This window comes from Moraxella sp. ZY210820 (assembly GCF_030674635.1).
In the GTDB taxonomy this organism is placed as follows: domain Bacteria; phylum Pseudomonadota; class Gammaproteobacteria; order Pseudomonadales; family Moraxellaceae; genus Acinetobacter.
Window position 1 is genome coordinate 1,678,286 of sequence record NZ_CP089978.1, and the last position, 25,240, is coordinate 1,703,525.

At 35.1% G+C, this 25,240-nt stretch carries 22 protein-coding genes and 1 CRISPR repeat array; of the genes, 11 read left to right on the forward strand and 11 right to left on the reverse strand.

Features of this window, described 5'->3' with window-relative positions; translation table 11 throughout:
* Positions 1-315 precede the first annotated feature (315 nt).
* Together LU301_RS08320 and LU301_RS08325 are read right to left on the reverse strand one after the other, a co-directional pair.
* The gene (locus tag LU301_RS08320; protein WP_305269710.1) at positions 316-1,050 is read right to left on the reverse strand and encodes a sulfite exporter TauE/SafE family protein; all 735 of its coding nucleotides are present in this window, start codon (positions 1,048-1,050) and stop codon (positions 316-318) included.
* A 9-nt stretch (positions 1,051-1,059) separates the two neighbouring features.
* Positions 1,060-3,099 carry a UvrD-helicase domain-containing protein gene (locus tag LU301_RS08325; protein ID WP_305269712.1) on the reverse strand — a complete coding sequence of 680 codons (2,040 nt, stop codon included), beginning with the start codon at positions 3,097-3,099 and terminating at the stop codon, positions 1,060-1,062.
* Positions 3,100-3,304: 205 nt separating this feature from the next.
* On the opposite strand from LU301_RS08325, the gene LU301_RS08330 reads away from it, so the two are divergent.
* Both LU301_RS08330 and LU301_RS08335 read left to right on the forward strand, forming a co-directional pair.
* Positions 3,305-3,532: a WG repeat-containing protein gene (locus LU301_RS08330; RefSeq protein WP_305269714.1), complete on the forward strand. Its 228-nt coding sequence runs from the start codon at positions 3,305-3,307 to the stop codon at positions 3,530-3,532.
* 4 nt (positions 3,533-3,536) lie between these two features.
* The gene (locus LU301_RS08335) at positions 3,537-3,947 is read left to right on the forward strand and encodes a WG repeat-containing protein (protein ID WP_370692253.1); all 411 of its coding nucleotides are present in this window, start codon (positions 3,537-3,539) and stop codon (positions 3,945-3,947) included.
* A 79-nt stretch (positions 3,948-4,026) separates the two neighbouring features.
* Here LU301_RS08335 and LU301_RS08340 read toward each other — a convergent pair whose 3' ends face one another.
* From LU301_RS08340 to ppx, 5 genes are all read right to left on the reverse strand, one after another.
* Positions 4,027-5,148: a PilT/PilU family type 4a pilus ATPase gene (locus LU301_RS08340; RefSeq protein ID WP_305269716.1), complete on the reverse strand. Its 1,122-nt coding sequence runs from the start codon at positions 5,146-5,148 to the stop codon at positions 4,027-4,029.
* A 175-nt stretch (positions 5,149-5,323) separates the two neighbouring features.
* The gene (gene proC, locus LU301_RS08345) at positions 5,324-6,133 is read right to left on the reverse strand and encodes a pyrroline-5-carboxylate reductase (RefSeq protein ID WP_305269718.1); all 810 of its coding nucleotides are present in this window, start codon (positions 6,131-6,133) and stop codon (positions 5,324-5,326) included.
* A gap of 1 nt (position 6,134) precedes the next feature.
* Positions 6,135-7,499 carry a tRNA lysidine(34) synthetase TilS gene (gene tilS / locus LU301_RS08350; protein ID WP_305269720.1) on the reverse strand — a complete coding sequence of 455 codons (1,365 nt, stop codon included), beginning with the start codon at positions 7,497-7,499 and terminating at the stop codon, positions 6,135-6,137.
* The gene (locus tag LU301_RS08355) at positions 7,436-8,281 is read right to left on the reverse strand and encodes an acetyl-CoA carboxylase carboxyltransferase subunit alpha (RefSeq protein ID WP_305269723.1); all 846 of its coding nucleotides are present in this window, start codon (positions 8,279-8,281) and stop codon (positions 7,436-7,438) included. The genes tilS and LU301_RS08355 overlap by 64 nt, the downstream gene beginning before the upstream one ends.
* A gap of 24 nt (positions 8,282-8,305) precedes the next feature.
* Positions 8,306-9,817, reverse strand: a complete 1,512-nt coding sequence (gene ppx, locus LU301_RS08360; RefSeq protein ID WP_305269724.1) for an exopolyphosphatase — start codon at positions 9,815-9,817, stop codon at positions 8,306-8,308.
* A 394-nt stretch (positions 9,818-10,211) separates the two neighbouring features.
* Here ppx and LU301_RS08365 point away from each other — a divergent pair, with 394 nt between their 5' ends.
* The 7 genes from LU301_RS08365 (at position 10,212) to rho (ending at position 17,010) form a co-directional block, all read left to right on the forward strand.
* Positions 10,212-11,255, forward strand: a complete 1,044-nt coding sequence (locus tag LU301_RS08365) for a glutamate/aspartate ABC transporter substrate-binding protein (protein ID WP_305269725.1) — start codon at positions 10,212-10,214, stop codon at positions 11,253-11,255.
* 152 nt (positions 11,256-11,407) lie between these two features.
* Complete coding sequence (locus tag LU301_RS08370; protein WP_305269726.1) at positions 11,408-12,148, forward strand: amino acid ABC transporter permease; 741 nt, start codon at positions 11,408-11,410, stop codon at positions 12,146-12,148.
* 3 nt (positions 12,149-12,151) lie between these two features.
* The gene (locus tag LU301_RS08375) at positions 12,152-12,823 is read left to right on the forward strand and encodes an amino acid ABC transporter permease (RefSeq protein ID WP_305269727.1); all 672 of its coding nucleotides are present in this window, start codon (positions 12,152-12,154) and stop codon (positions 12,821-12,823) included.
* 113 nt (positions 12,824-12,936) lie between these two features.
* Positions 12,937-13,665 carry an amino acid ABC transporter ATP-binding protein gene (locus LU301_RS08380; protein ID WP_305274035.1) on the forward strand — a complete coding sequence of 243 codons (729 nt, stop codon included), beginning with the start codon at positions 12,937-12,939 and terminating at the stop codon, positions 13,663-13,665.
* Positions 13,666-13,907: 242 nt separating this feature from the next.
* The gene (gene trxA, locus LU301_RS08385) at positions 13,908-14,231 is read left to right on the forward strand and encodes a thioredoxin (RefSeq protein ID WP_305269729.1); all 324 of its coding nucleotides are present in this window, start codon (positions 13,908-13,910) and stop codon (positions 14,229-14,231) included.
* Positions 14,232-14,370: 139 nt separating this feature from the next.
* Positions 14,371-15,264 carry an ABC transporter substrate-binding protein gene (locus LU301_RS08390; protein WP_305269731.1) on the forward strand — a complete coding sequence of 298 codons (894 nt, stop codon included), beginning with the start codon at positions 14,371-14,373 and terminating at the stop codon, positions 15,262-15,264.
* A gap of 471 nt (positions 15,265-15,735) precedes the next feature.
* Complete coding sequence (gene rho, locus LU301_RS08395; protein WP_305269734.1) at positions 15,736-17,010, forward strand: transcription termination factor Rho; 1,275 nt, start codon at positions 15,736-15,738, stop codon at positions 17,008-17,010.
* A 257-nt stretch (positions 17,011-17,267) separates the two neighbouring features.
* Positions 17,268-19,992: a CRISPR direct-repeat array (repeat unit 28 nt; unit sequence GTTATACACCGTATAGGTGGCTTAGAAA).
* Between the two features lie 174 nt (positions 19,993-20,166).
* Here rho and LU301_RS08400 read toward each other — a convergent pair.
* From LU301_RS08400 to hflX, 3 genes are read right to left on the reverse strand one after another with little or no spacing between them, the layout of a single operon-like run.
* A complete protein-coding gene (locus tag LU301_RS08400; protein ID WP_305269736.1) occupies positions 20,167-20,835 on the reverse strand; it encodes an LrgB family protein in 669 nt (222 codons plus the stop codon).
* A gap of 9 nt (positions 20,836-20,844) precedes the next feature.
* Positions 20,845-21,210 carry a CidA/LrgA family protein gene (locus LU301_RS08405; protein ID WP_305269738.1) on the reverse strand — a complete coding sequence of 122 codons (366 nt, stop codon included), beginning with the start codon at positions 21,208-21,210 and terminating at the stop codon, positions 20,845-20,847.
* Positions 21,211-21,222: 12 nt separating this feature from the next.
* Positions 21,223-22,533, reverse strand: coding sequence for a ribosome rescue GTPase HflX (gene hflX, locus LU301_RS08410; RefSeq protein WP_305269740.1), 1,311 nt, complete (start codon positions 22,531-22,533; stop codon positions 21,223-21,225).
* Positions 22,534-22,860: 327 nt separating this feature from the next.
* On the opposite strand from hflX, the gene LU301_RS08415 reads away from it, so the two are divergent.
* Together LU301_RS08415 and LU301_RS08420 are read left to right on the forward strand one after the other, a co-directional pair.
* A complete protein-coding gene (locus LU301_RS08415; protein ID WP_305269742.1) occupies positions 22,861-24,027 on the forward strand; it encodes a L,D-transpeptidase family protein in 1,167 nt (388 codons plus the stop codon).
* 11 nt (positions 24,028-24,038) lie between these two features.
* Positions 24,039-24,461, forward strand: coding sequence for a hypothetical protein (locus tag LU301_RS08420; protein WP_305269745.1), 423 nt, complete (start codon positions 24,039-24,041; stop codon positions 24,459-24,461).
* Here the strand turns inward: LU301_RS08420 and LU301_RS08425 are convergent.
* A complete protein-coding gene (locus LU301_RS08425; RefSeq protein ID WP_305269747.1) occupies positions 24,446-25,048 on the reverse strand; it encodes a threonine transporter RhtB in 603 nt (200 codons plus the stop codon). The two genes, LU301_RS08420 and LU301_RS08425, sit on opposite strands and share 16 nt — an antisense overlap.
* Positions 25,049-25,240 lie beyond the last annotated feature (192 nt).

Sequence of the window (25,240 nt, forward strand, 5' to 3'; positions counted from 1 at the left end):
ATGTATAGTCGATTTATATCAGAATAATACAATAAATGTAGGGGTTTATAACATAAACCCTTTTTAAAATCAATTACTTGGGCGAATATAATTCGCCCCCTACTGTTCAATTTTGAATTGAATTGACTATAAAATGGCTTGCGTGATAAGGATTTTTTCGCCTAAATTTGATGTTTAACCGCACATAAAAATAAGTTAAACATCATGCCTATTAGCGTTTTCTATTTATTATAATAATCCTGCCATTTTTTTACAATATCTTGTTGTACTTGCTATATTTTTATATTTAACAATATACCATCACAAATTCTCTCTTTACCCACCCACCAACATATTTAGTAACACATCAACAATCAACTTTACCGCCAAGAGCGTTAAAATATACGGTAAAATCTTTTTTAACCATTCCGATGAAATATTATGACGAATTTTAGTACCAACCCACGAGCCTAATATCGACATCACTATCATGAGTAAAAGCAATCGCCAATATTCTAAAAAACTAAAACCTAAGGCAAAATAAACAATTAATTTTCCACTATGCACCACAGTCATCATCAATGCACCTGTGGTAACGATCACATGATTATCTTCATAATGATTATTCAACACCGCAATATTTAACGGGCCGGGTGTACCCACAAATACACCTAAACCTGTTTGTAATAATCCAACAATAAAAAAGTTTTCAAAACGGCGAATCATTTTGTTAAACCATTTTGACCATTGTAATAATAAAATATAAATGCCAATAAACAAAGGAATCAGTTGTAATGAAATAAATTGCACTAAAAAGCCACAGATTGCCATACCTAAAATCGAACCAAAAACAAATGGTTTGATGGGTTGCCATGCAATATCTTGACGACCAAACCATGCACGGCTGGCATTACCAGACAGTTGCGTTACCGCATGAAGTGGAATAATCGCAATCGCAGGTAAGAACAAAGGCATAATTCCTATGAGTATCATACCACCGCCCAAACCTGTGATTGCTGTAAAGGCAGATGTAACTAGATTCGCAATAGCAAGTATAATTTCATCTAGCATAAGAAAAATTTATTTTTTCAGCATTGAACGCAAATTATTTAAATAATCTTGAGCTTGTTGTTTAGGGTCAATATCAGCGTGAATTTTTTTCTTTTTCCCAAGCCAATCTAACTCATCTTCAGGCAATTCATCTAAAAAACGACTTGGTGTCATGTGTTTCATTTGATTACCCGCACGGCGTTGTTCAGCTAAAGTTAAAGTCAAACCTTGCTTGGCTCGTGTAATGCCTACATACATAAGACGGCGTTCTTCTTCAATGGTATCAGCAACAATTGAATTTTTATGTGGCAAAATTTCTTCTTCTAAACCAATGATATAGACGTAAGGAAACTCTAAACCTTTGGCTGCGTGTAAAGTCAAAAGATTAACTTTATCGGTATCTTCCTCTTCCTGTTGCTGTTCCAACATATCTAGTAACACCAATTTACGAATCACGCTTTCAATATTACGCTCATCAACATCATCTTCTTTTTGAATCAGATTTTGAATGCTGGTCATTAAACTTTCAATATTATCTAACTTGTTTTTTTCTTGAGCTGGTGTTGATGCAGTTTCTTTGACATAATCAATATAACCACATTCATTAATCATTTGGCGTACCAATGGCACAGGATTATCATCATCAAGTAACTCTTGAGTAAAATGCTGCATAAATTCATAAAATTCATGCAATTGACTGGTTACTTTTTTGGTTAAAACCGATGCCAAACGTTGGTCGCCAGATGCTGCTAATAATGACAAATGATATTCTTGAGCGAATAATCCCAATTTTTCTAAAGTCGCAGGTCCAATCGAACGTTTAGGTGTATTGATAATACGTAAAAATGCACTATCATCTTCAGGGTTGATGACTAAACGCAGATAACTCATCACATCTTTAATTTCCGCTCGGGCAAAAAATGATGTACCGCCTGAAAGTTTATAAGGAATTTGCATTTGGCGTAATTCGGTTTCCAATGCTCGAGCTTGGAAATTACCACGATACAACACCGCATAATCTTTCCAATTTTTACCATTCATCAATTTATGGGTAATAATATCTTTAACCACACGCTCAGCTTCATTTAAATCATTTGGACAACTAATCACACGGATGACATCGCCATGTCCTTTATCACTCCATAATTGTTTTTCAAAAATATGTGGATTATTAGCAATCACTGCGTTGGCTGAACGTAAAATACGGCTAGTTGAACGGTAATTTTGCTCCAATTTAATCACATTTAAATTTGGAAAATCTTGTTTTAACAATGCCATATTTTCAGGCTTTGCTCCACGCCATGCATAAATCGATTGGTCATCATCGCCTACCGCAGTAAACCGCCCCAATACACCAACTAATAATTTCACTAGAGCATATTGAGCAGTATTGGTATCTTGATATTCATCAACCAATAAATATTGTGTACGATTTTGCCATTTATCACGCACCTCAGCATTTTCTTGTAGTAAACGTGTTGGTAGTACAATCAAATCATCAAAATCTACCGCATTATAAGCACGTAAATTACGCTCATAAAGTTGATATAAATGGGCAAAATACACATCTTGCTCGGTTTCACAAATACTATGCACTTGCTCAGGCAGAATTAATTCATTTTTCCAATCCGAGATTTGTTTCATAGCTTTAGCAATTAAATCTTTACTTTCAGCCCCCGACATATTATCACGTTGCATTAAATCACTTAATACACGTTTACAATCATCTGCATCTAAAATTGAAAAGTTATTTTTTAAAGGTAAATGTTTGAGTTCTAAGCGTAGTAAATTTAAGCCGAATGTATGGAAAGTCGATACATTTAGACCTTTTGCTTCATCTTTAGATAATAATTTCCCCACACGTTCTTTCATTTCTCGTGCAGCTTTATTGGTAAACGTCATGGCTGTAATACGGTGAGCTGGAATACCACATTGTTTTACTAAATAGGCGATTTTTTGAGTAATCACTGATGTTTTGCCTGAGCCAGCCCCTGCCAATACCAACAATGGTCCTTGTACATAATACATTGCTTCTAATTGTTTATTATTTAATTGGGTGGATTTGGACATGATGATACTCACTAACATGCTAACTCAAATGGTGGCATTATAGCAAATCTGTAAGATAGAGTGATACTTTTAAACACAACCAAAATCGTAAAAAATCATCATACAAAATATTTCAACAACTTTAATACATACACAAATATGCTATAATCGAACAATATCTAGGCTAAACAGCCAATGCAATTTCTATGTTCAATGGAGTAAATCAATGAAATTAAATGTTTTAAACTTATCTAAATTAAGTCTCAGCGTGACAATCGCTGGACTTTCACTCTTCAGCCAAAATGTGTTTGCTTGTGAAAAGCCTCAAGTTGAAGGTTATCAATTAGTAAGTTGTTTATCTGATGAAGGTTTAGCAAAAGTTGAAAAAAATGGTAAATATGGTGTTATTAATAAAACAGGTAAAATTATTATTCCTTTAAAATATAAAATATGATGATCTGTATGGCTTTTCAGATGATTTAATCAAAGTTAAACAAAATGGTAAATATGGCTTTATTGATAAAACAAGTAAAATTGTAATTCCAATACAATATGACTTGATTGGACGTTTTTCAAATGATGTTGCAATAATTATACAAAATGGTAAATATGGTTTAATGTATAAAAATGGTTCTATCATCATTCCTATAGAATATGATGGTATTGGTGAAGTTGGATTTTCTGTACACACACCAGTTAATATTCATAAAAATGGAAAAGCTGGATTTATTAGCCTTACTTCTGGAAAAATTGTCATTCCTTTAAAATATGAATCTCTTTCAGATTTTGATATGTATGGTGAGAAAGCGTGGGTTAAATTAAATGGTGAAGAATTTTACATCGACAAAACAGGTAAACGTATCGACTAAATTTTATTTTTTATCAAAAAGTATAGGGTGGTTAATTAACCACCCTATACTTTTTGTATAAGTTAAAATAAACCAACGATTATTGCCCATCAAAGGTAATATTTTTGGTTGCACTATATAAGGCATCGCTTGCCCCTTCAGCATCCAATTTGATTAATAGACGTAAATCGTTTGGAGAGTCTGCGTGTTTTAATGCATTTTCATAGGTAATTTCACCTGCTTTATATAAGTCAAATAAAGCTTGGTCAAAAGTTTGCATACCTAATTCACGAGAACGACGCATTAATTCTTTTAACTCATGTACTTCGCCTTTACGAATATAATCCGAAATTAACGGCGAGTTAATCATAATTTCAATTGCTGCACGGCGACCCTTACCATCAACCGTTGGAATCAGTTGTTGTGCAATCATGGCACGCAAGTTAAGCGATAAATCCATAAATAATTGACTATGGCGGTCAGCTTCAAAGAAGTGAATAATACGATCGACTGCTTGGTTTGCGTTATTAGCGTGCAGTGTAGCAAATACCAAATGCCCTGTTTCGGCAAAGGCAATCGCATAATCCATCGTCTCACGAGAACGAATTTCACCAATCAAAATCACATCTGGTGCTTGACGAAGGGTATTTTTTAGACCAACTTCAAATGATTCTGTATCAATCCCCACTTCACGTTGTGTAATAATACAACCAGCGTGCTGATGTACAAATTCAATTGGGTCTTCAAGGGTAATAATATGTCCTTTAGAATTATGGTTACGATAGCTAATCATTGAAGCTAACGATGTTGATTTACCTGTACCTGTCGCCCCTACGAAAATAATAATCCCACGTTTGGTCATCGATAATTCTTTTAAAACAGGCGGTAAACGCAACTCTTCCATGGTTGGAATAACTGTTTCAATACGGCGTAGTACCATTCCCGGCTGGTCTCGTTGTTGGAATGCACTCACACGAAAACGAGCCGTATTTTCACGGTTCGTAATCGCAAAGTTACATTCACGTGTTTCCACAAACTCTTTACGCTGACGGTCAGTCATAATTGAATGAATAATTTGACCTACCATTTCGCCTGTCAGTTTTGTTTTTGCCACTGGTACAATTTGTCCGTGAATTTTCATCGATGGTTCAACATCAGCAGTAACAAATAAGTCTGACGCTTTTTGTGCTACCATCATATTGAGTAAATCATTAAAATCCATTGCATTGCCTCATAAAAAATTGTAAAGATTGTTTCGATAAAACATCAATCTGTTCATTGTTTCATATCGTTATTATTATATACAATGTAGCTAATTAAAAATAGGATTTATCTGCATTTTTGATGTTTTTATGATGATACTCATACACCACACCAATTCATACACATTAAATCCATCAACGTAATATTTCCGCCAATTCTTGACTTCTCCGCTCAGCATTTTTTACACCTTGTTGAATGCCTTGCCCTACGCCCAATTCATCAAAGGTTTCAATGGCTTTTTGCGTTGTACCATTAGGCGATGTTACATTTTTACGCAGTTGTGTTGGTGAATATTCACTTTGCATTGCCATTTGTGCGGAGCCGAGAGCCGTTTGTAAAGTCAGTTGTTTTACAGTTTGTTCATCAAGTCCCATATCAATACCTGCTTGTATCATTTGTTCCATCATATAGAAAAAATAAGCAGGTCCAGACCCTGAAATAGCCGTTACGGCATCTATTTCACGTTCATTTTTCACCCAAACCACTAAACCAATCGCCTGTAGAATCTGTGTTGCGATGTTTTTATCATCAGCCGTTAAGTCATGGGCAAATGCACCACTCGCACCTAATTGCAATAAAGCAGGTGTATTTGGCATCACACGTACAATGCGTTTTGCACCGCCTAATAATTGGCTAATGGTCTCAATTTCAATCCCTGCCATAATCGAAATGATGAGCTTATCATCACACAAGCCTGTCAATGGTGCAAGCACTTCCTTTGCCATCTGTGGTTTTACTGCAATTATGATAATATCTACGTGTTGAACCACAGCAACATTATCATTCAGTAATTGAATATTTTTTGATTGTAAAATTTCTCGTGTCGGTTGATAAGGTTCAGAAACCATAATTGATTGTTGATTAAAGCCTTGAGCGATTAAACCACCAATAATCGCCTGAGCCATATTACCGCCACCAATAAAACCAATTTTTTGTGTAAACATATTACGATGCTCTATTTTCATTAGCCATAGGCAAGCAACCGTCTTTTTCTACAAAATCCGATTGAGCCAAAATAAATCGATTAGGGATAAAAACACCCAATAATTGACCATTAAAATATAAAAATTGGATACTTAACCGCCACCATACAGGAATTTTATACTCTTGGCAAAATTTTTTAAAGGATTTCGAGCCTTGCCGTTGATGTAGGCTAATTTTTAAGCCATCAACCGCATTTTTTAGCTGTAAGGTTTGCCCTAATAATTGCCGAGATAATCCCCAATGTCTAATGGATTGAATATTAAACAATCCTGTGGATAATTGTAGATTTATCCTCATGTTAAATATAAATTCTTGTTCTAATGGTTTTTGCTGAAATTGCAACCATTGTTGATGATGATAACGGTATAATATTTGACCGTATCGCACATAATCATATTGTTGATAATGTAATCGAGCCTGAGCATCATCACGACTAGAAATGACTTCTTGTTGCAAACGTTCAACCATATCAAAAGATGGGCGATATTCATGCTCTCCCTGCATAAATAGACTTAAAACTTGCCGTTGGCGTGCATGGCTAAGCAGTTGTAATTGAGAAATATTAAGTTGATGTTGATAACCACAACTTGCCCAATCTTGCACGGCGATTTCATATAAAATTTCATCAGCGTCTTGCATAATCTGACTGGTACGAGTCAGTGCATTTTGCATTTGTGGAAAGCGTTGTTCCAATACATGCCACAAAGTTTTACGACACCATATTCTGTCAAACTGTTCATCATCATTCATTGGGTCATGCACAAAATCTAGTTGTAGTTGTTCTGCCCATTGTGTGAGTTGTTGTCGTGAATAATGTAAAAAAGGTCGCCAAATAAAATATTGTTGTTGCTGACGATATTCGCAATATTTCATTGCACCCAAACCACGTACGCCCGTACCAGAAAGCAAACGTAACATCAGCGTTTCAGCTTGGTCTTGTTGATGATGTGCCAAAATCAGTACATCTTGTGGGGATAATAATTGTGCAAATGCCTGATAACGTGCAATCCGTGCCTGTTGTTCAACATTTCCATCGGCAACATCTACAGTAATACATTGAAATTTAAGCTGATAATTTTGACAAAATTGGGCGATATGCTCGCCCCACCACTCACTATCTGCCTGTAATTGATGATTGATATAAACCACGCACAAACGTTCTGCACAAATATCAGCCATCACTCGACACAATAATAAGGAATCCAAACCACCACTGCACGCCAACCAAAGTCGGCTGTGTGATGGAAATTGTGCTAATTGATTTAAGACAGATTGCCTAAACTGACACTGCCAAACTTCATTAAACGTTGATAACGTGCTTCGCATCGTTGGTTTGCGTCCATTTCCTGCAATTCTGCTAAGGTCTTTTTCAGTTGTTTTTTCAAGCGTTTCATGACTTTCTCTGCTTCAAGATGGGCTCCATCGCCTTCATCAATCACATATTCCGCAATGCCAATTTCATGTAAACGATGAGCAGTTAAAGCCAATGCTTCACTGGCTTGCTCTGCTTTTTCTGCCGAACGCCATAAAATTGATGCACAACCTTCAGGTGAAATCACTGAATATGTGCTATTTGACAACATAATCACCACATCAGACACACCAATCGCCAATGCACCACCTGAACCACCTTCACCAATTACAGTCGCAATCACAGGCACTTTTAAATCGGATAATTGCTCAAGGCTTGTTGCAATGGCTTCTGCTTGTCCACGTTCTTCCGCACCACGCCCCGGATAAGCCCCAGCGGTATCAATAAAGGTCAAAACAGGCAGATTAAAACGCTCCGCCAATGCACATAAACGCTGTGCTTTACGATAACCTTCAGGATTCGACATACCAAAATTATGCTTTAAACGTTCTTTAACAGTACGTCCTTTTTGTTGCCCAATCACCATCACAGGCTGACCATCAAAACGAGCCAAACCACCAATTAATGCACCATCATCACCAAATAAACGATCACCATGCAATTCATCAAAATCGGTAAATAAGCCATCAACATAATCTAAAAATTGTGGACGCTCTGCATGACGTGCAAGTTGTACCGTTTGCCATGCATGAATATGCTGTTGCTCTGTTTTTTTAGCTTTTGCTTCTTTTTTCATTGTTTCACTCAACCTTTAAACAGCCTAACTGTTAAATTTTACCTCTAAGTGAATGCCCCAATTTTCAAATTGATGTTGCTCATCATGTAAATCTTCATACAATAATGACCAATCTTTTGCATCCCCTTCTACACTGAGTTGCCATTGTTGCTCATTTTTCACTTTTAAAGCAATGGCAGGAAGCACCTGTTCACTACGACTGTGATTGATTAAAACTGCCAAACGCAATAACAAACACAAATATAATAATCGTGATTGACCAACACTTAAAACTTGTAATTTACCTTCATTTTTCAATTTTCTACGATGATGTAAAACTAATTGCGATAAGTAATTTTGGTCAATTTGTGAGAAACCTGCAATATCAGAATATTGCAATAAATATGCTCCATGACGATGATAACCATTATGGCTAATTGCTAAGCCAATCTCATGCACATAGCCCGCACGACGTAATAAATCGCTATCATCATTCGATAATTTTAATTTCTCAGCCACTTGGTCAAACAGTTTTTGAGCTGTCATTACCACACGTTCAGCTTGTTTAGCATCAGCATTATAGCGACCAATTAAAGCTTGTACACTTCGGTCCCGAATATCTTCATGTTTAAAGCGTCCAAGCAAGTCATACATCACACCTTCACGCAATGCACCATCAGAATAAATCAATTTGTCAATGTCTAATACTTCAAAAATTGCATATAAAATTGCCATACCTGCTGGCAAAACTGCTCGTCTGTCTTCTTTTAAACCTACAAAATCAATTTCAGAAACGTGTCTAAACTTCAAAAGTTTATCTTTTAATTTATATAAACCTTCTCGTGTGATGTTTTCTTGCTCATCAGCCAGCCCCATATTAATCATAATTTGGCGACAGGCTTTAATCGTACCACTAGAGCCAACAACTGTATCCCAACCTACAGCTTTATAAGTATTAACAATACCAGCCAATTGTTTACACGCTTCCACAAAGGCTTTTTCAAAAGCTTTTTGGCTAATATCACCTTCTGGGAAATATTTCTTAGTAAAACTCACACAACCTAATTGTAATGATTCCATTTGTAAAGGTTCAAATTGTTCACCGATAATAAATTCAGTCGAACCACCACCGATATCCATCACCAAACGGCGATTACCATTCATCATGGTATGCGAAACACCTAAATAAATTAAACGTGCTTCTTCACGACCTGCAATAATTTCAATTGGTTTAGGCAAAATTTCCATCGCCTTTTGGATAAATTCGTGTCCATTTTTGGCTTGACGTAAAGCATTGGTTGCCACAATACGCAAACGATTGGGATTGACTGCTCCTAAACGTTGTACAAAACGTGATAAACACGCCAAACCACGCTGTTGTGCTGTTTCAGTTAAATTACGATTTTCGTCTAAACCCGCTGCAAGCTGTACTTTTTCAGACATCGATACAACTTTTTTTACTTCACCATGATCTACACGAGCAATCGCTAAATGGAAACTATTTGACCCCATATCGATTGCTGCAAGTAATTCTTCATCAACCAAAAAATCAGACATGATTCTCAACACAAAATATCAAAATAAAATTATGGGATAGATTAAAACAATCTGCACTTTTTTTAAAGACTTTTTTGATAAAGAACCATGATTTTTTATATATTTTGAGCATTTTATTCATAAAAATTCTTAGTATTAATCATTACACAATATAAAACATATGAGCAAATTATAGCAATAGTCAAATTAAATCTTTGCTTTATCGGATTTTTTTTAGATATAGTTCACATTAAGTGAAAAAAACTTAATTTACCCTATTGTCAAAACAATAACATTTCATTTATGATAAATTCATCATTTATCCTATATTGCTCAAAAATAGTAACAGGATACTCGTTGAACAATGTGATTTAAATTAAATCACCATAGATTAAACTTTTTTAGGAGTCACAACATGGCACTAAATATGAAACCTTTAGCTATCGCAACTCTTACCATGATGGCACTTGGCTTAACTGCGTGTAATAATGCTGAACAACCAAAAGCAAGCGGTGAAGCTACACCAGCAACAACTGAAAGCACATTAGATAAAATTAAAAAATCAGGTACAATCGTTTTAGGACACCGAGATTCATCAATTCCATTTTCTTATATCGCTGATAATCCAAATCAACCAGTGGGTTATGCACATGACTTACAATTAAAAGTGGTTGAAGCCGTAAAACAAAAATTAGGTATGCCTGACCTAAAAGTGCGTTATAACCTTGTTACCTCACAAACACGTATACCATTGGTACAAAATGGTACAGTAGATTTAGAATGTGGTTCAACAACGAACAACCCTGAACGTCAGCAACAAGTTGATTTCTCTGTTGGTTTCTTTGAAATCGGTACTCGTTTATTAGTAGCAAAAGATTCTCCTATTAAAGATTTTGCTGACTTAAAAGGAAAAACTTTAGTAACAACTGCAGGCACTACATCTGAACGTTATATCCGTAAATATAATGAAGATAACAAATTAAATATCAACATTATTTCTGCAAAAGACCACGGCGAAGCATTCTTAATGCTTGAAAATGGTCGTGCTGAAGCATTTATGATGGACGATGTATTATTGGCAGGCGAAAAAGCAAAATCGAAAGACCCAAGCAAATGGGAAATCGTAGGTACACCACAAACTTTCGAAATTTATGGCTGTATGATGCGTAAAGGCGATACTGCATTTAAAGAAGTAGTTGATGGTGCATTAAAAGAAACCTATAAATCAGGTGAAATTAACAAGATTTATGAGCAATGGTTTACAAGCCCAATTCCACCAAAAAATGTGAATATGAGCTTTGCTATGTCTGATAACTTAAAAGAGTTATTGGCAAATCCACATGATGGCGACCAACCTAAAAAAGCTGGTGATACTCCAGCCGAAGCTCCAAAAACTGAAGAAAAGCCAGCTGAACAAGTAGCAAATAAACCTGCTGATGCTCAAACTGCAAAACAGTAATTCAAGCATAAACAACTTAAATTGCTTATTTTAAATTAATGAAATAAGCAATTTAACAAAAACTAACCTAAGCCTGAGATTATAACAAGATGTTACCTATCTCAATGATTAGGTTAGTTTTTTTAATTCAACCATTTCAAGAGAGATATGCTATGAATTATAACTGGAATTGGGGAGTACTCTTCCAATCAACAGGTGTTGGTAATGAACTATATTGGCATTGGCTAGTAACTGGCTTTGGTTGGTTATTACTGATTGGTAGTATTGGGTGGACAATTGCGATGGTTATTGGTACGGTACTTGGTATCATGCGTACTCTACCAAGCAAAACAGCACAAAATATTGCCATTGCTTATGTTGGTTTTTTTCGTAATATTCCATTATTAATCCAACTATTTTTTTGGTTTTATGTAGTACCAACTTTATTATCGCCAAGTTTACAAAAATGGTGGTATCAAGATTTAAGCCCAAGCACGACTGCAATGTTATCAGCAAGTTTAGGTTTAGGCTTATTTACGGCAGCCCGTATTATCGAACAAGTGCGTACAGGTATTCAATCTCTGCCTAAAGGTCAATCAAATGCAGCTTATGCGTTAGGTTTTAGTACATCGCAAGTGTATCGTTATGTATTATTACCTCAAGGTTTCCGTGTGATTTTACCACCTTTAAGCTCTGAATTAACCAACTGCTTTAAAAATGCTTCTGTAGCTTCATTAGTCGGTGTGGCTGAACTCATTAGTCAAACCAAAACTATTAGTGAATACACGCAAAATAATTTTGAAGTTTATACTTATGCAACGATTATCTATTTGATTTTTAATTTAACGTTAATTTTCTTAATGGGTCGTTTAGAAAAACGTTTGCGTATTCCTGGACAAATTAGTGGGGGATAGTGCATGAATCTCGTTGAATTACAAACAGCTCTACCAACTTTGTGGAGCGGTTTAATGATTACCTTTAAGGTATTGGCTTTTGCTGTTGTTGGTGGTTTAGCACTTGGTACAGTATTGGCTCTAATGCGTTTATCGGGTCAAAAATGGTTATCCATTCCTGCAACATTGTACGTCAATTTTTTCCGCTCTGTTCCCTTACTGTTAGTCTTGTTATGGTTCTATTTCGCTGTACCAATGCTTTACAATTTAGTTACGGGTAGCTATTTAACCATTGATACCAAATTTACTTCATGCGTAATTGCCTTTATGGTGTTTGAAGCAGCGTACTTTTCAGAAATCGTGCGTGCAGGTATTCAGTCGATTGGTAAAGGACAAATTAATGCAGCCAAAGCACTCGGTATGACCTATAGTCAAACCATGCGTTTAGTGATTTTGCCACAGGCATTCCGTAAAATGTTACCGTTGGTATTACAACAAACCATTATTTTATTCCAAGATACCACCTTAGTATTTGCCATTGGGTTGGTTGATTTCTTCCGTGCAAGTTATGTTCGTGGCGAACTGATGGGCTTCTTAGAGCATTATATTTTATTGGCAGGATTCGTCTATTTTATGATTTGTTTTCCTGCTTCTATTCTGGTCAATCGCTTACAAAAACGTCTGCGTATCCAATAACTTATTTTTAGAGATTTTCAATTATGGCTGTTGTTACAAAAATTAATGAAACTACATGGCTCAATGAATTTGGCGGTTTAGTATCTAATGAAGGTCATGCTAGCAAAGAAATCATGATTAATATCAATAATATCAGCAAATGGTATGGCGATTTCAAAGTTTTAACTGATTGTACCGCACATATCCATAAAGGTGATGTAGTTGTAGTTTGTGGACCATCAGGTAGTGGTAAATCCACTTTAATTAAAACTGTAAATGGTTTAGAGCCGTTCCAAGCTGGTGAAATTTTAGTTGATGGTGTTTCTGTTGGTGATAAAAAAACTGACTTAGCAAAATTACGTAGTCGTGTGGGTATGGTCTTCCAACATTTTGAATTATTTCCACATTTATCGATTACCGATAATTTGACTATTGCTCAAATTAAAGTGTTAGGTCGTAGTGAAGAGGAAGCCAAGAAAAAAGGCTTAGCTTATTTAGACCGTGTGGGTTTATCAGCACATGCAAAAAAATTCCCTGCTGAATTATCAGGCGGTCAGCAACAACGTGTAGCAATCGCTCGTGCCTTGAGTATGGACCCGATTGCGATGTTATTTGACGAACCAACATCTGCCCTTGACCCAGAAATGATTCAAGAAGTATTAGAAGTGATGGTGGAACTCGCAAAAGAAGGTATGACCATGATGTGTGTAACACATGAAATGGGTTTTGCTCGTCAAGTGGCAAACCGTATTATCTTTATGGACGGTGGTCATGTGGTAGAGAACTGTAGTCGTGAAGAGTTTTTCTCAGGTGCAAGAAGTGAGCGTGCGAAAGACTTCTTATCTAAAATTTTAAACCATTAATCATCTTAAAAAGCTAGTGGATTTCCATTAGCTTTTTAATTTTTAAGCATATTTAATACAAACTTTACCAATCCAATAAGGATTATCACAAAAGACAATTAGACAAAATTTATAAAACCCTTGAAAATAGTCGGAATGTCTCAATATATAACTCAAATCATTGAGTAATCTTACTAAGCAGTAAAAATAATGACTATAATATTTTTATTGTTTAGTAAATTTAAGAAATCTTTGGAGTTTCCATGTCAAATATTATTTACGTTACTGACGCTAGCTTTAAGCAAGATGTTGTTGAAAATAACCTTCCTGTATTGGTTGATTTTTGGGCAGAATGGTGCGGGCCTTGTAAACAAATTGCACCCACTTTAGAGGATTTAGCAACTGAATATGCTGGTAAAGTAACGATCGCTAAGGTTGATGTTACGGCTAACCAAGAAGTATTTGCAAGTTTAGGTTTGCGTAATATTCCTGCTTTAATTATGTTTAAAGATGGTCAGCCTGTTGCAAAACAAATTGGTGCCGTACCAAAACCTGCTTTAAAACAATTTATCGATGCAAATATCTAATTTACATTAAATGATAAATGCTTGAACATACGCTATCAAAATATGGTAGCGTATTTTTTATGCGATATATCAATAATAATTCTCTTTACTCTTTATAATGATTTTTGTAGTATAGTCCAATATCCAATGGAGTTATACAATGCAAAAATTAACCTTAACTTTAGAATGGTTTTTAAATCCTGACCATTTACCCATGATTGCAGGTATTCAAACTGGAGCTTATCAACAACATGGTATCGATTTACACATGATTGAACCAAGCGACCATTACGATGGTTTTACTGCATTACATCAAGGTGAAATCGATTTACATAGCAATGAACCACTACATTTATTTGAACATTATGACCCTGATATTTGTGCATTAGGTTGTTTTTTTGAAACTGATGGTGGCGTGTTAATGCGTGCTACAAGTGTTGATAAATTAAAAAATGGCGAAAAAATTCGTATCTGTACACCTGCTGCCGAACCTGAAACCAATCGTATTGGTTTTGAAATTTTAAAACGCTATGTTGAAAAACATCAAGGCAACATCGAACCATCACAAGTAGAATTTATTTCAGCAGGTTTTCATCATATTGATAACTTATTGGCTAATAAGCATTTAGATGGTGCTTGGCTATGTTTCTATAATTTTGAAGCAATTGAAGCTCAACAAAAAGGCTTAGAGTTTTTATTTATCGACCAACATCAAAGTCCTTATGCCAATTTTTCAGCATTAGAGTTTATTACCACACGCACCTTAGTCGCACAAAAAGGCGAATTATTTAAGACCTTTTTAAAAGTAACCAGTGAAATGGTACAACATTGTCAAAATAATCCTGAACTAGCAAAACAGTATTATTATGACTACACACAAACGCAAGCTGATGATTTGATGAATGCAATTATTATCGATACTTTACCACGTTTACGTTCACCTATCCGTGCTGATGCAACAAAATGGCAAAATGTACGTCAAATGTTAGCGGATATTGATATTATTCATTTGCAAGATGAACAATATCAAAATTTATGGCTGACTTTAGATTAATTTATCATTACGCTATTCTCAACTTAAAAGCATAATATATTGATATGATTAGAATATTTTTATGCATAGATAAAAAATATTCCATCTCCACATAAAATCAATAACTTATATCAAGTTGAGAATGGTGTTATCATTTTTACTATTCATGGATAGATACTCATTTATCCATGAACTTAAACCTATAAACCGCCTATTTTTTATCATGCTTCATACCAGAAATAAAACATTTATTTGACAATTATTATATTTTTACTTAAAATATTCTAAACAAGAATAATTTGTTATGATTGATAATATCTAATATTAACAATGTAGGATAAATTTCAATCAACCATCATTTGCCATTCAATTTTATTTTCCAATATGATCTAAAACAAACATTGATTTGATAATCATTGTTTCTTATGGTTATATGAATTGCAATATTCTTGTATCCCTCCTTTTCCTTTCACGACATTGATTTGTAACTCTATGAACTTAACCGAACTGAAGAAAAAACCGATTAGCGAATTAGTTAAAATTGCTGAATTTATGGGCTTGGAAGGACTTGCTCGTAACCGTAAACAGGACATTATTTTTGCTATTTTAAAACGTCATGCCATGAATGGCGAAGAGATTTTTGGCGATGGTGTATTAGAAATTTTAAGCGATGGATTTGGTTTTTTACGTTCTGCAACAGAATCTTACTTAGCAGGTCCTGATGATATTTATATCAGCCCATCACAAATCCGCCGTTTTAACTTACGTACAGGCGATACCATTACAGGTACGATTCGCCCACCTAAAGAAGGTGAACGTTATTTTGCTTTATTAAAAGTCAATGAAATTAACTACGATACACCTGAAAACTCTCGTAATAAAATCCTTTTTGAAAACTTAACACCTTTATTCCCAACTGAACAACTTGTGATGGAACTCGGTAACGGTACAACTGAAGACCTTACTGCTCGTATGGTGGATTTAATTGCTCCAATTGGTAAAGGACAACGTTCAATCGTGGTTGCACCACCAAAAGCGGGTAAAACCATGCTATTACAAAGTATTGCTCAATCGATTACCCGTAATAATCCCGAAGTATATTTAATTGTATTATTAATTGATGAACGTCCAGAAGAAGTGACTGAAATGGAACGTACTGTGCGTGGTGAAGTGGTTGCATCAACATTCGATGAAGCCCCAGCTCGTCATGTACAAGTTGCAGAAATGGTGATTGAAAAAGCCAAGCGTTTAGTTGAACACAAAAAAGACGTGGTAATTTTGCTTGATAGTATTACTCGTTTGGCTCGTGCTTATAATACCGTTATTCCATCATCAGGGAAAGTTTTAACAGGTGGTGTTGATGCTCATGCATTAGAACGTCCAAAACGCTTTTTTGGTGCAGCTCGTAATATTGAAGAAGGTGGTTCATTGACTATTATTTCAACTGCTTTGATTGAAACGGGTAGTAAAATGGATGAAGTCATCTATGAAGAATTTAAAGGTACAGGTAACCAAGAAATTACCCTTGACCGCCGTATTGCAGAAAAACGTGTATTCCCTGCTATCAATATCAAAAAATCAGGTACTCGCCGTGAAGAACGTTTGATGGACGAAGAAAATTTACGCAAAGTTTGGGTTTTACGCAAATTATTACATTCACATGATGAATTGCCAGCGATTGAATATTTACTTAATCGCATGAAAGAAACCAAGACGAATGATGAATTTTTTGATTTGATGAAACGTAAGCAAAATCAAGCTACTTAAATTTAGAATAAAAAATGGGCGGATAATAATTATTCGCCTATTTTTTATCAGTGAATTCATAGTCTCTTTATTTTGATTAATGGAATATATTTTATTATAATATAGCGATAACTAATGAAGTTTAGACCTTTATTTTTACACTCTTTAAAAACTTATTTAAAATCAATATTTTAATATTAGGTTAAAAATAATTGGTATTTGGGTTCAAAATACTGATTAAACCTTGATTTTACTGATAATTTTCAGTAAAATCTCTAGTTATACACCGTATAGGTGGCTTAGAAAGTGCATACGTTGAAGAGAATTGTCCAAAGTTGGTTATACACCGTATAGGTGGCTTAGAAAGTATGTATCATCTTTGAAATAAAAACCTTTGCCGTTATACACCGTATAGGTGGCTTAGAAAATAGATGAACGAACTGCTTCTACTGCTTGATTGTTATACACCGTATAGGTGGCTTAGAAAAAGAAGATTTATCGATTAATCTTAAACAGTTAGTTATACACCGTATAGGTGGCTTAGAAATCTAGTGGGGGCGGTTCTAGCGGTGGTGGTAAGTTATACACCGTATAGGTGGCTTAGAAAGCAAATAGTACATTTAGACATGATTAACCCTGGTTATACACCGTATAGGTGGCTTAGAAAATTGAAAGCCGAATGACCTTGCTTTCTACCCAGTTATACACCGTATAGGTGGCTTAGAAAGATACGCTACAAGATTTAGCACCGATTAATCCGTTATACACCGTATAGGTGGCTTAGAAAGTGCTGCGATTAATTTTTATAACAAGCATAATGTTATACACCGTATAGGTGGCTTAGAAAAACTTTTTTAAGCCCATTGTAAATAGATGTTGGTTATACACCGTATAGGTGGCTTAGAAAGGTAAAAGTTGCGTTTTCTCCGAGGTTTTTTTTGTTATACACCGTATAGGTGGCTTAGAAAAGCGTTATCAGTGTCAGGCATAGAAGATAAAGGTTATACACCGTATAGGTGGCTTAGAAATTGATAACGATTACCATCAATCGGTTTTTTCAAGTTATACACCGCATAGGTGGCTTAGAAAATTGTTCAACATAATGCGAGTAACGACAGCACCGTTATACACCGCATAGGTGGCTTAGAAAAAGCGTGGAAACTGTGTAATACCGTAAATGTCGTTATACACCGCATAGGTGGCTTAGAAAAATAAATAAACCTGTCCAAAAACCATAAGAATGTTATACACCGCATAGGTGGCTTAGAAACAACAGCATATCAATAGCCATTGTTACAGCTCCGTTATACACCGCATAGGTGGCTTAGAAAAATTATTATTACCAAAACCAAAAGCACGCAATGTTATACACCGCATAGGTGGCTTAGAAATGCATATCTAAGAGATAAACGCAAACAGGGCGGTTATACACCGCATAGGTGGCTTAGAAAATAAGCATATCAATAAAAGTCTTTTTTGCATCGTTATACACCGCATAGGTGGCTTAGAAAAGCAATTTTAAAAGCAGTTAGTCAGTGTATGGGTTATACACCGCATAGGTGGCTTAGAAATTTAAAGTTTTTAAAAATGTTTCGATAGCGTCGTTATACACCGCATAGGTGGCTTAGAAATAAAGGTGTATTTATATTTGCTAGTATTGCGAGTTATACACCGCATAGGTGGCTTAGAAATGTAAGATTTTGGCAATAGAACAGTTTAAAAGGTTATACACCGCATAGGTGGCTTAGAAATAACTCTACTTCAAAATAGCTAAAATCCTGTTGTTATACACCGCATAGGTGGCTTAGAAAACTGCCCGGCGTTCCTGTGATTAAGTGTAGCATGTTATACACCGCATAGGTGGCTTAGAAAGTTAGTAAAGGTAATTGAAATTGACACAACAAGTTATACACCGCATAGGTGGCTTAGAAAAAATTGGGCTAATGAAATCACACTCAAAAACAGTTATACACCGCATAGGTGGCTTAGAAAAGTATATGATGTAGAAGCATCAGCAGGTTATGGTTATACACCGCATAGGTGGCTTAGAAAGTATTATGATGATACTTGTGATATTCGCAGTCGTTATACACCGTATAGGTGGCTTAGAAAATCCATAATCAACGCTATTTAAAGCTAAATTTTGTTATACACCGTATAGGTGGCTTAGAAAATTTTCACTACACAGTATTTATTGTAGGGTTTGTTATACACCGTATAGGTGGCTTAGAAATGATGATGAAATTACAAACATTGTCAGTAACTGTTATACACCGTATAGGTGGCTTAGAAATTTCTTCATTAAAACAAGTGATGAATATGTGCGTTATACACCGTATAGGTGGCTTAGAAACATCAAGTAAGCCCAAATTATACCATATTAAAGTTATACACCGTATAGGTGGCTTAGAAAGCCAACCGTTACTAGCCCAAGTCCTGCCCCTGTGTTATACACCGCATAGGTGGCTTAGAAAATTTGAAGTGGAAGTTGCATAACTTCTGAATAGTTATACACCGCATAGGTGGCTTAGAAAAAAACAAAATCGCAAATGCTATTGTTACCACAGTTATACACCGCATAGGTGGCTTAGAAATGAACCTGTAGAACCATTTGGGCGTTATACACCGCATAGGTGGCTTAGAAAATTTGCACCTTGCATTTCATTGAAATACTGATGTTATACACCGCATAGGTGGCTTAAAACGCTACTATGGGCAGGGCAAGACCCTATTTATGTTACATCGTATAGGTGGCTTAGAAAATTGTTTAGGGCTTCTGGAGGATTTTGCTCACGTTATACACCGTATAGGTGGCTTAGAAAATTAATCACACGCCAGTTAATAATGCTTTGTGGTTATACACCGTATAGGTGGCTTAGAAATTTTAAATATGTACGAACATCTTTTTTAGCCAGTTATACACCGTATAGGTGGCTTAGAAATAAAATACACAACATCGCAATACTTGCAAATATGTTATACACCGCATAGGTGGCTTAGAAACATTAAGTCTTGTACTGTGACTGATTAAATCATCTTTAAATTGTAAGAAACTCAATTTTATAATTTATTGATTAACATAATTTTTTTAAATCATAAGTATTAAATATCATTTATGCTTTCTATAAAAAAGCAGATAAAATTCAATATCTTATCTGCTTTTATTCCTTTATGATTTTAACGTAACGCTAAAATAAACGCAGGCAACCAAATCGCTGTAACTACACCATTAATCGCCATACCAAACGCAGCATAACGCCCCGCCACTGCCCCACGTTGCCATGCTTGTGCTGTACCAATCGCATGAGCAGCTAATCCTAAAGCCAAACCTGAAGCACGCTCATCATTAATATGACGTAAAATCACACTCGAAAAAGCTGAACCAATCAAACCCGATACAATCACAATCAACACCGCCACATCAACAGGTGCATGAATTAATGTTGCAATATTAATCGCTAATGGACTAGTTACCGCTCGTGAAGCAAATGCCAAAAAGACAGGCTCACTCAAATGCATTAAATAAGCCAATCCCATTGGAATTGCCACACCTGTCGTAGTTGCAAATGCGACAATAATTGCTAATTGCTTTTTTGGTAAATCATCATATTTCATACTCGCCAAAGGAATGGCTAAAGCAACCGTTACATAACCCAATAAACGTGCAAAAGTCGCATCAGTATGCTGTTTATAAACTTGATAATCAAATTGGAATATTGTTAAAAAGATAATCACAATCACCATCGCAATGACCAATACAGGCACCTGCGGAAAACGGCGATTAATCGGTTTTGCCAACAAATAAGCAATAATGGTGATCGCAAAAGCAAAAATAATTGAAAACATCACGCACTCCTACAACCATTTTTTCGCAATTTTGGCATAAACCCAAAGCGGAATTAGCGTACTGACAAATAAAATTATTACAAAACGAATTAGTTCATCACCTAATTGTAAAATCGCAAAACATGACCCTGCTGCAATTGGTACAAATGCAAAACCGCTTTCTTTCATCACTTTATTTGTGGTATCAATTAAACGTGCAGGAATTTGGCTCACTTGACGCACCACACTCAATGTAATCAATAATAAAATCAACCCCAATAAATTTCCCAATTCTGGGTGATTAAATTGACTACAAATCCACACACTCACTTCTCGATACACAATAATTAATGCTAATGTACCTAACCAAGCAGGATAATCAATATTTTTTAACATTCACTCACTCCTTTATTGTTCAAACTCTTCTAACACTGGTTTAAAATCCTTTGCTCGCTCGCCCAATACATCATCAAGCGAAATATGATGTTGTAAAATAGTCTGTACCAAAATATTTGGAGCTAAATTCACTTGTAAATGCAATCGCCCATGTTCATCATAATATTGTTGTTGCACTACACCTAATTCAAATAAACGATGTTGCAACCGAGCATGTTGATAATCCAAACTTAAATCAAATAATTGACTTTTGCCAGCTAAATATTCTTGTACCACTTGAAATAATTCATCAATGCCCTGCCCTGTATGTGCTGAAACATATACTCGCTCAGGCAATTGACTATCCGCATGATAATGCACTCGCACAGGTTCACCTGTCATATCAATTTTATTATACACACGAATAATCGGAACATCAGCTCCTATATCTTGCAGTACTTGTTCAACAGTCTCTATTTGCTCCAACATTTCATCACTACTGCTATCAATCACATGCAATAATAAACTCGATTGTACCGTTTCTTCAAGCGTGGCTTTAAAAGAATCCACTAAACTATGTGATAATTGACTAACAAAACCTACCGTATCTGCCAAAACCACCGAACCAATGCCTGCCCAATCCATACGGCGTAATGTCGGGTCTAAAGTAGCAAATAATTGATTTTCAGCATAAACATTACTATTTGCTAAACGATTAAATAAAGTTGATTTCCCTGCATTGGTATAGCCGACCAAAGAAACTGTTGGAATGGTATTTTTTTGTCGTGCCATACGTCCTTGTTGGCGTGTTTGCTGTACTTTTTTAAGCTTTTCTTTTAGCTGTTGCAGGCGAATACGCAATAAACGTCTATCAGTTTCTAATTGTGTTTCCCCTGGTCCACGCAAGCCAATACCACCCTTTTGGCTCGATAAATGCGTATAGCCACGTACCAAACGTGCAGAAATATATTCTAATTGTGCAACTTCAACTTGTAATTGTCCTTCATAAGTTCTGGCACGCAACGCAAAAATATCTAAAATCAAGCGAGTACGGTCAAGCACACGGCATTGAAAGGCTTGTTCTAAGTTACGTTCTTGGGCGGGTGTTAAAGTTTGTTCAAAAATAACAAGGTCAATATCATGTTGCTGTACTAAATCTGTAATTTCTTCTACTTTACCAGAACCGATAAAATATTTCGCTTCAGCTTTATGACGATGAATTTGTAAATGCTGAACCACTTCCGCCCCTGCCGAAATAGCAAGCAGATAAAATTCATCAACATTACATTTTGTAAAATGGTCGATATGTACACTTACCAATAAGGTCTTGTTATCATTCATCATATTAGCATTTTATCAAATGGGAAAATGTAATCAATCTTAACATGAATAACGATCAAAAATCTATTCAACTTAAGTCCATTGTTTGATGATTTTATAACATATTGATAATATTCACATCATTGTAAATGATAGACATAATATCAGTGTTACGATCATTAAAATTCATCCATTATCACCAAGAAAATAATTCTACAATCTCAATAAAATACTTGGCTAAAATTTGTTTTATTGAGTATAATATCGAACGCTAAATTGACCACTATCGATAGGATTATTCTAAATATGAATTATTCATATTTACCCATACTCAAACTCAGCATACTTTGTATGAGTTTATGTTTAACTGCTTGTTTTTCTGATAAAAAACGAGTAGATGAAGCTTTACCTATCACTTCTGCTGTGGCAGCAGAGCCTGAAGCAAAACCAATATGGAAACCCAATGTCAGCCAACAATTTAATGGTCAAAGTGAAATTGAACAACGTCTTGCCATTGCCTTACCTGAAATTCCTTATAGTTTAGATGGACTAAGTGAATTTGCACAAAAAGTAAATACGCAACTTTGGCAAAATGATGAAACATATGACAATTTAACTACAGAGCAGATTATTAAAATTCAAGCCCTACTAAATTGGCATCATCATAAAGTAGGTGCTGTTGATGGTAAATTTAATGCCAATACCGTCAAAGCCATGAATGTGTTTCAATACAAACATAATTTACCTTTAACCCAAACAATGAACGAAGCCACATGGCAGGCTCTTACCCAAGATAAAGCATTATTAGAACGCCCTGTATTAGTGAAATATACTTTAACCAAAGAAGATGTTGATTTATTTAAATATCCTGAACGTACACGTTATAAAAAAGCAGCCGAAGCAATTGCTGAACGTTTTCAAATGAGTCGTCAATTATTAACTCAACTTAACCCTAACACACCTTTACAAGCAGGCAATAGCATTATTGTTTATAACCCTGCTCAACCTAATATGCAGGCAGTAACACGTGTCATTGCAGATAAAAAACGTAATATTTTATTTGCTTATAATGAACATGATGAATTAGTAGCAAGCTACCCTACCACAGTAGGTGGACGTAATTCACCATCACCAACAGGTAAACATCGTGTAGTTAATCGCCATATAGACCCAAGCTATAATAAAGATTTTAAAAATAAAGCCAGCTCTATACCAGGAGGTCCAAACAATCCTGTTGGGCGTGTATGGATGGGTTTAAGTAAAAAAAGTTTTGGTATTCATGGTTCGCCTGAACCTGAAATGATTAGTCATCAAAAATCAGCAGGTTGTGTACGCTTAACCAACTGGGATGCTTTATCACTGTTTGGTACAATACAACATGGTGCAGAAGTTGAGTTTGTGGAAAAAGACTATATGATGTCGAAACAAGAGCAACAACGTTCGCTGTTAATCACTCAAGAGCAACAGAAATTAGAACAGTTAAAACAACAAATTGAACAGACATCAGCTTCTAATTAAGGTCAATAACTATGTGGAATAGACGTGAGATGAGAAATAAAGATGATTATTATAAACCTTTACTTGACCGTCCACGTCATCAAGCTGAATTGAGTAGGCCAACACAAATTAAAGTCTTAATTGTTTTTACTTTATTGATTTTTGGTGGATTATTTTGGTCTTTTTATCATTATCAGCAAAATATTGTGGAAAAAGTAGAACTAAAATCTGAAAGACTCGACATTTATTATGCTTATCGTAAAAATAAATTAATGATGATTAATTATGCAGATATTGATAAAATTAATTTAAAATGTAATAAAATGAATTGCGGATTAACCTTCTATTTAAAAAATGGTAAGAAACAAGATGTTGATTTATCTCAAAAATCAGAGCAAGTAAAAGCATTAAGAGATGATATTCAACAAGCAATGAAAAATCATTCCCCTAAATAAATCAACGATAGAATCATCGGAACTGTACATAAAATCAACATAATGGCTGAACATTGATATAAACGTTTGGCATTAACACCTAACAAACCATTACTCAGTAATGCTCGCCCAAAAAACATCCAAAATAATGCACTGGGTAACATGACTAATAATAAAATAATCATCATTTCAAAAAAGTTTTGGCTACTATCCCATGTATGTTGTGGCAATATGCCAACGGTTAATAAAATCGCTTTCGGATTACGTAAAGTTACATAAAACATATCCGCCGATGACAATTCTTTTTTAGGCGATACATGACGATGTAAATCACTATATTTCCATAATCGTATGGCTAACCACAACACATAAATTAAACTTAAACTATGCAAAATCAGCACTAAATCAGACCAATAAGGACGCATAATATGCACAAATAAAGCACATAGACTGATTGCATACAAGTAACCTAAATATTCAGCAGGAAAATATTTAAATGCACTTAAAATATTTTTTTGATAGGCACGATAAGCAAAAATCGCGTTACTTGGACCTGGTATCAGAAATAATGTGAATAATGTTAGGATTAAAAAATAATTTAAGTTCATGTAGCGTCCACAATATTGTAGCTATCTTTATTTGATAGAAAATGTTAGGAACTAGCAACCATCATTAAAATAGAATTCTATCTAATTGTATCATATAATAATTTATCCATTCTGACAAATCATTATCCCATCAAACGCCTAAATTTATGGCATATTACATAGCATTTACATATCATTTTTCATATAATATTA

Excerpts from the sequence above, each read along its gene's own strand:
- LU301_RS08320 (WP_305269710.1), bottom strand. The coding sequence starts at position 1,050 with ATGCTAGATGAAATTATACTTGCTATTGCGAATCTAGTTACATCTGCC.
- LU301_RS08325 (WP_305269712.1), bottom strand. The coding sequence starts at position 3,099 with ATGTCCAAATCCACCCAATTAAATAATAAACAATTAGAAGCAATGTAT.
- LU301_RS08330 (WP_305269714.1), top strand. The coding sequence starts at position 3,305 with ATGAAATTAAATGTTTTAAACTTATCTAAATTAAGTCTCAGCGTGACA.
- LU301_RS08340 (WP_305269716.1), bottom strand. The coding sequence starts at position 5,148 with ATGGATTTTAATGATTTACTCAATATGATGGTAGCACAAAAAGCGTCA.
- proC (WP_305269718.1), bottom strand. The coding sequence starts at position 6,133 with ATGTTTACACAAAAAATTGGTTTTATTGGTGGCGGTAATATGGCTCAG.
- tilS (WP_305269720.1), bottom strand. The coding sequence starts at position 7,499 with ATGCGAAGCACGTTATCAACGTTTAATGAAGTTTGGCAGTGTCAGTTT.
- LU301_RS08355 (WP_305269723.1), bottom strand. The coding sequence starts at position 8,281 with ATGAAAAAAGAAGCAAAAGCTAAAAAAACAGAGCAACAGCATATTCAT.
- ppx (WP_305269724.1), bottom strand. The coding sequence starts at position 9,817 with ATGTCTGATTTTTTGGTTGATGAAGAATTACTTGCAGCAATCGATATG.
- LU301_RS08365 (WP_305269725.1), top strand. The coding sequence starts at position 10,212 with ATGGCACTAAATATGAAACCTTTAGCTATCGCAACTCTTACCATGATG.
- LU301_RS08370 (WP_305269726.1), top strand. The coding sequence starts at position 11,408 with ATGAATTATAACTGGAATTGGGGAGTACTCTTCCAATCAACAGGTGTT.
- LU301_RS08375 (WP_305269727.1), top strand. The coding sequence starts at position 12,152 with ATGAATCTCGTTGAATTACAAACAGCTCTACCAACTTTGTGGAGCGGT.
- LU301_RS08380 (WP_305274035.1), top strand. The coding sequence starts at position 12,937 with ATGATTAATATCAATAATATCAGCAAATGGTATGGCGATTTCAAAGTT.
- trxA (WP_305269729.1), top strand. The coding sequence starts at position 13,908 with ATGTCAAATATTATTTACGTTACTGACGCTAGCTTTAAGCAAGATGTT.
- LU301_RS08390 (WP_305269731.1), top strand. The coding sequence starts at position 14,371 with ATGCAAAAATTAACCTTAACTTTAGAATGGTTTTTAAATCCTGACCAT.
- rho (WP_305269734.1), top strand. The coding sequence starts at position 15,736 with ATGAACTTAACCGAACTGAAGAAAAAACCGATTAGCGAATTAGTTAAA.
- LU301_RS08400 (WP_305269736.1), bottom strand. The coding sequence starts at position 20,835 with ATGTTTTCAATTATTTTTGCTTTTGCGATCACCATTATTGCTTATTTG.
- LU301_RS08405 (WP_305269738.1), bottom strand. The coding sequence starts at position 21,210 with ATGTTAAAAAATATTGATTATCCTGCTTGGTTAGGTACATTAGCATTA.
- hflX (WP_305269740.1), bottom strand. The coding sequence starts at position 22,533 with ATGATGAATGATAACAAGACCTTATTGGTAAGTGTACATATCGACCAT.
- LU301_RS08415 (WP_305269742.1), top strand. The coding sequence starts at position 22,861 with ATGAGTTTATGTTTAACTGCTTGTTTTTCTGATAAAAAACGAGTAGAT.
- LU301_RS08420 (WP_305269745.1), top strand. The coding sequence starts at position 24,039 with ATGTGGAATAGACGTGAGATGAGAAATAAAGATGATTATTATAAACCT.
- LU301_RS08425 (WP_305269747.1), bottom strand. The coding sequence starts at position 25,048 with ATGAACTTAAATTATTTTTTAATCCTAACATTATTCACATTATTTCTG.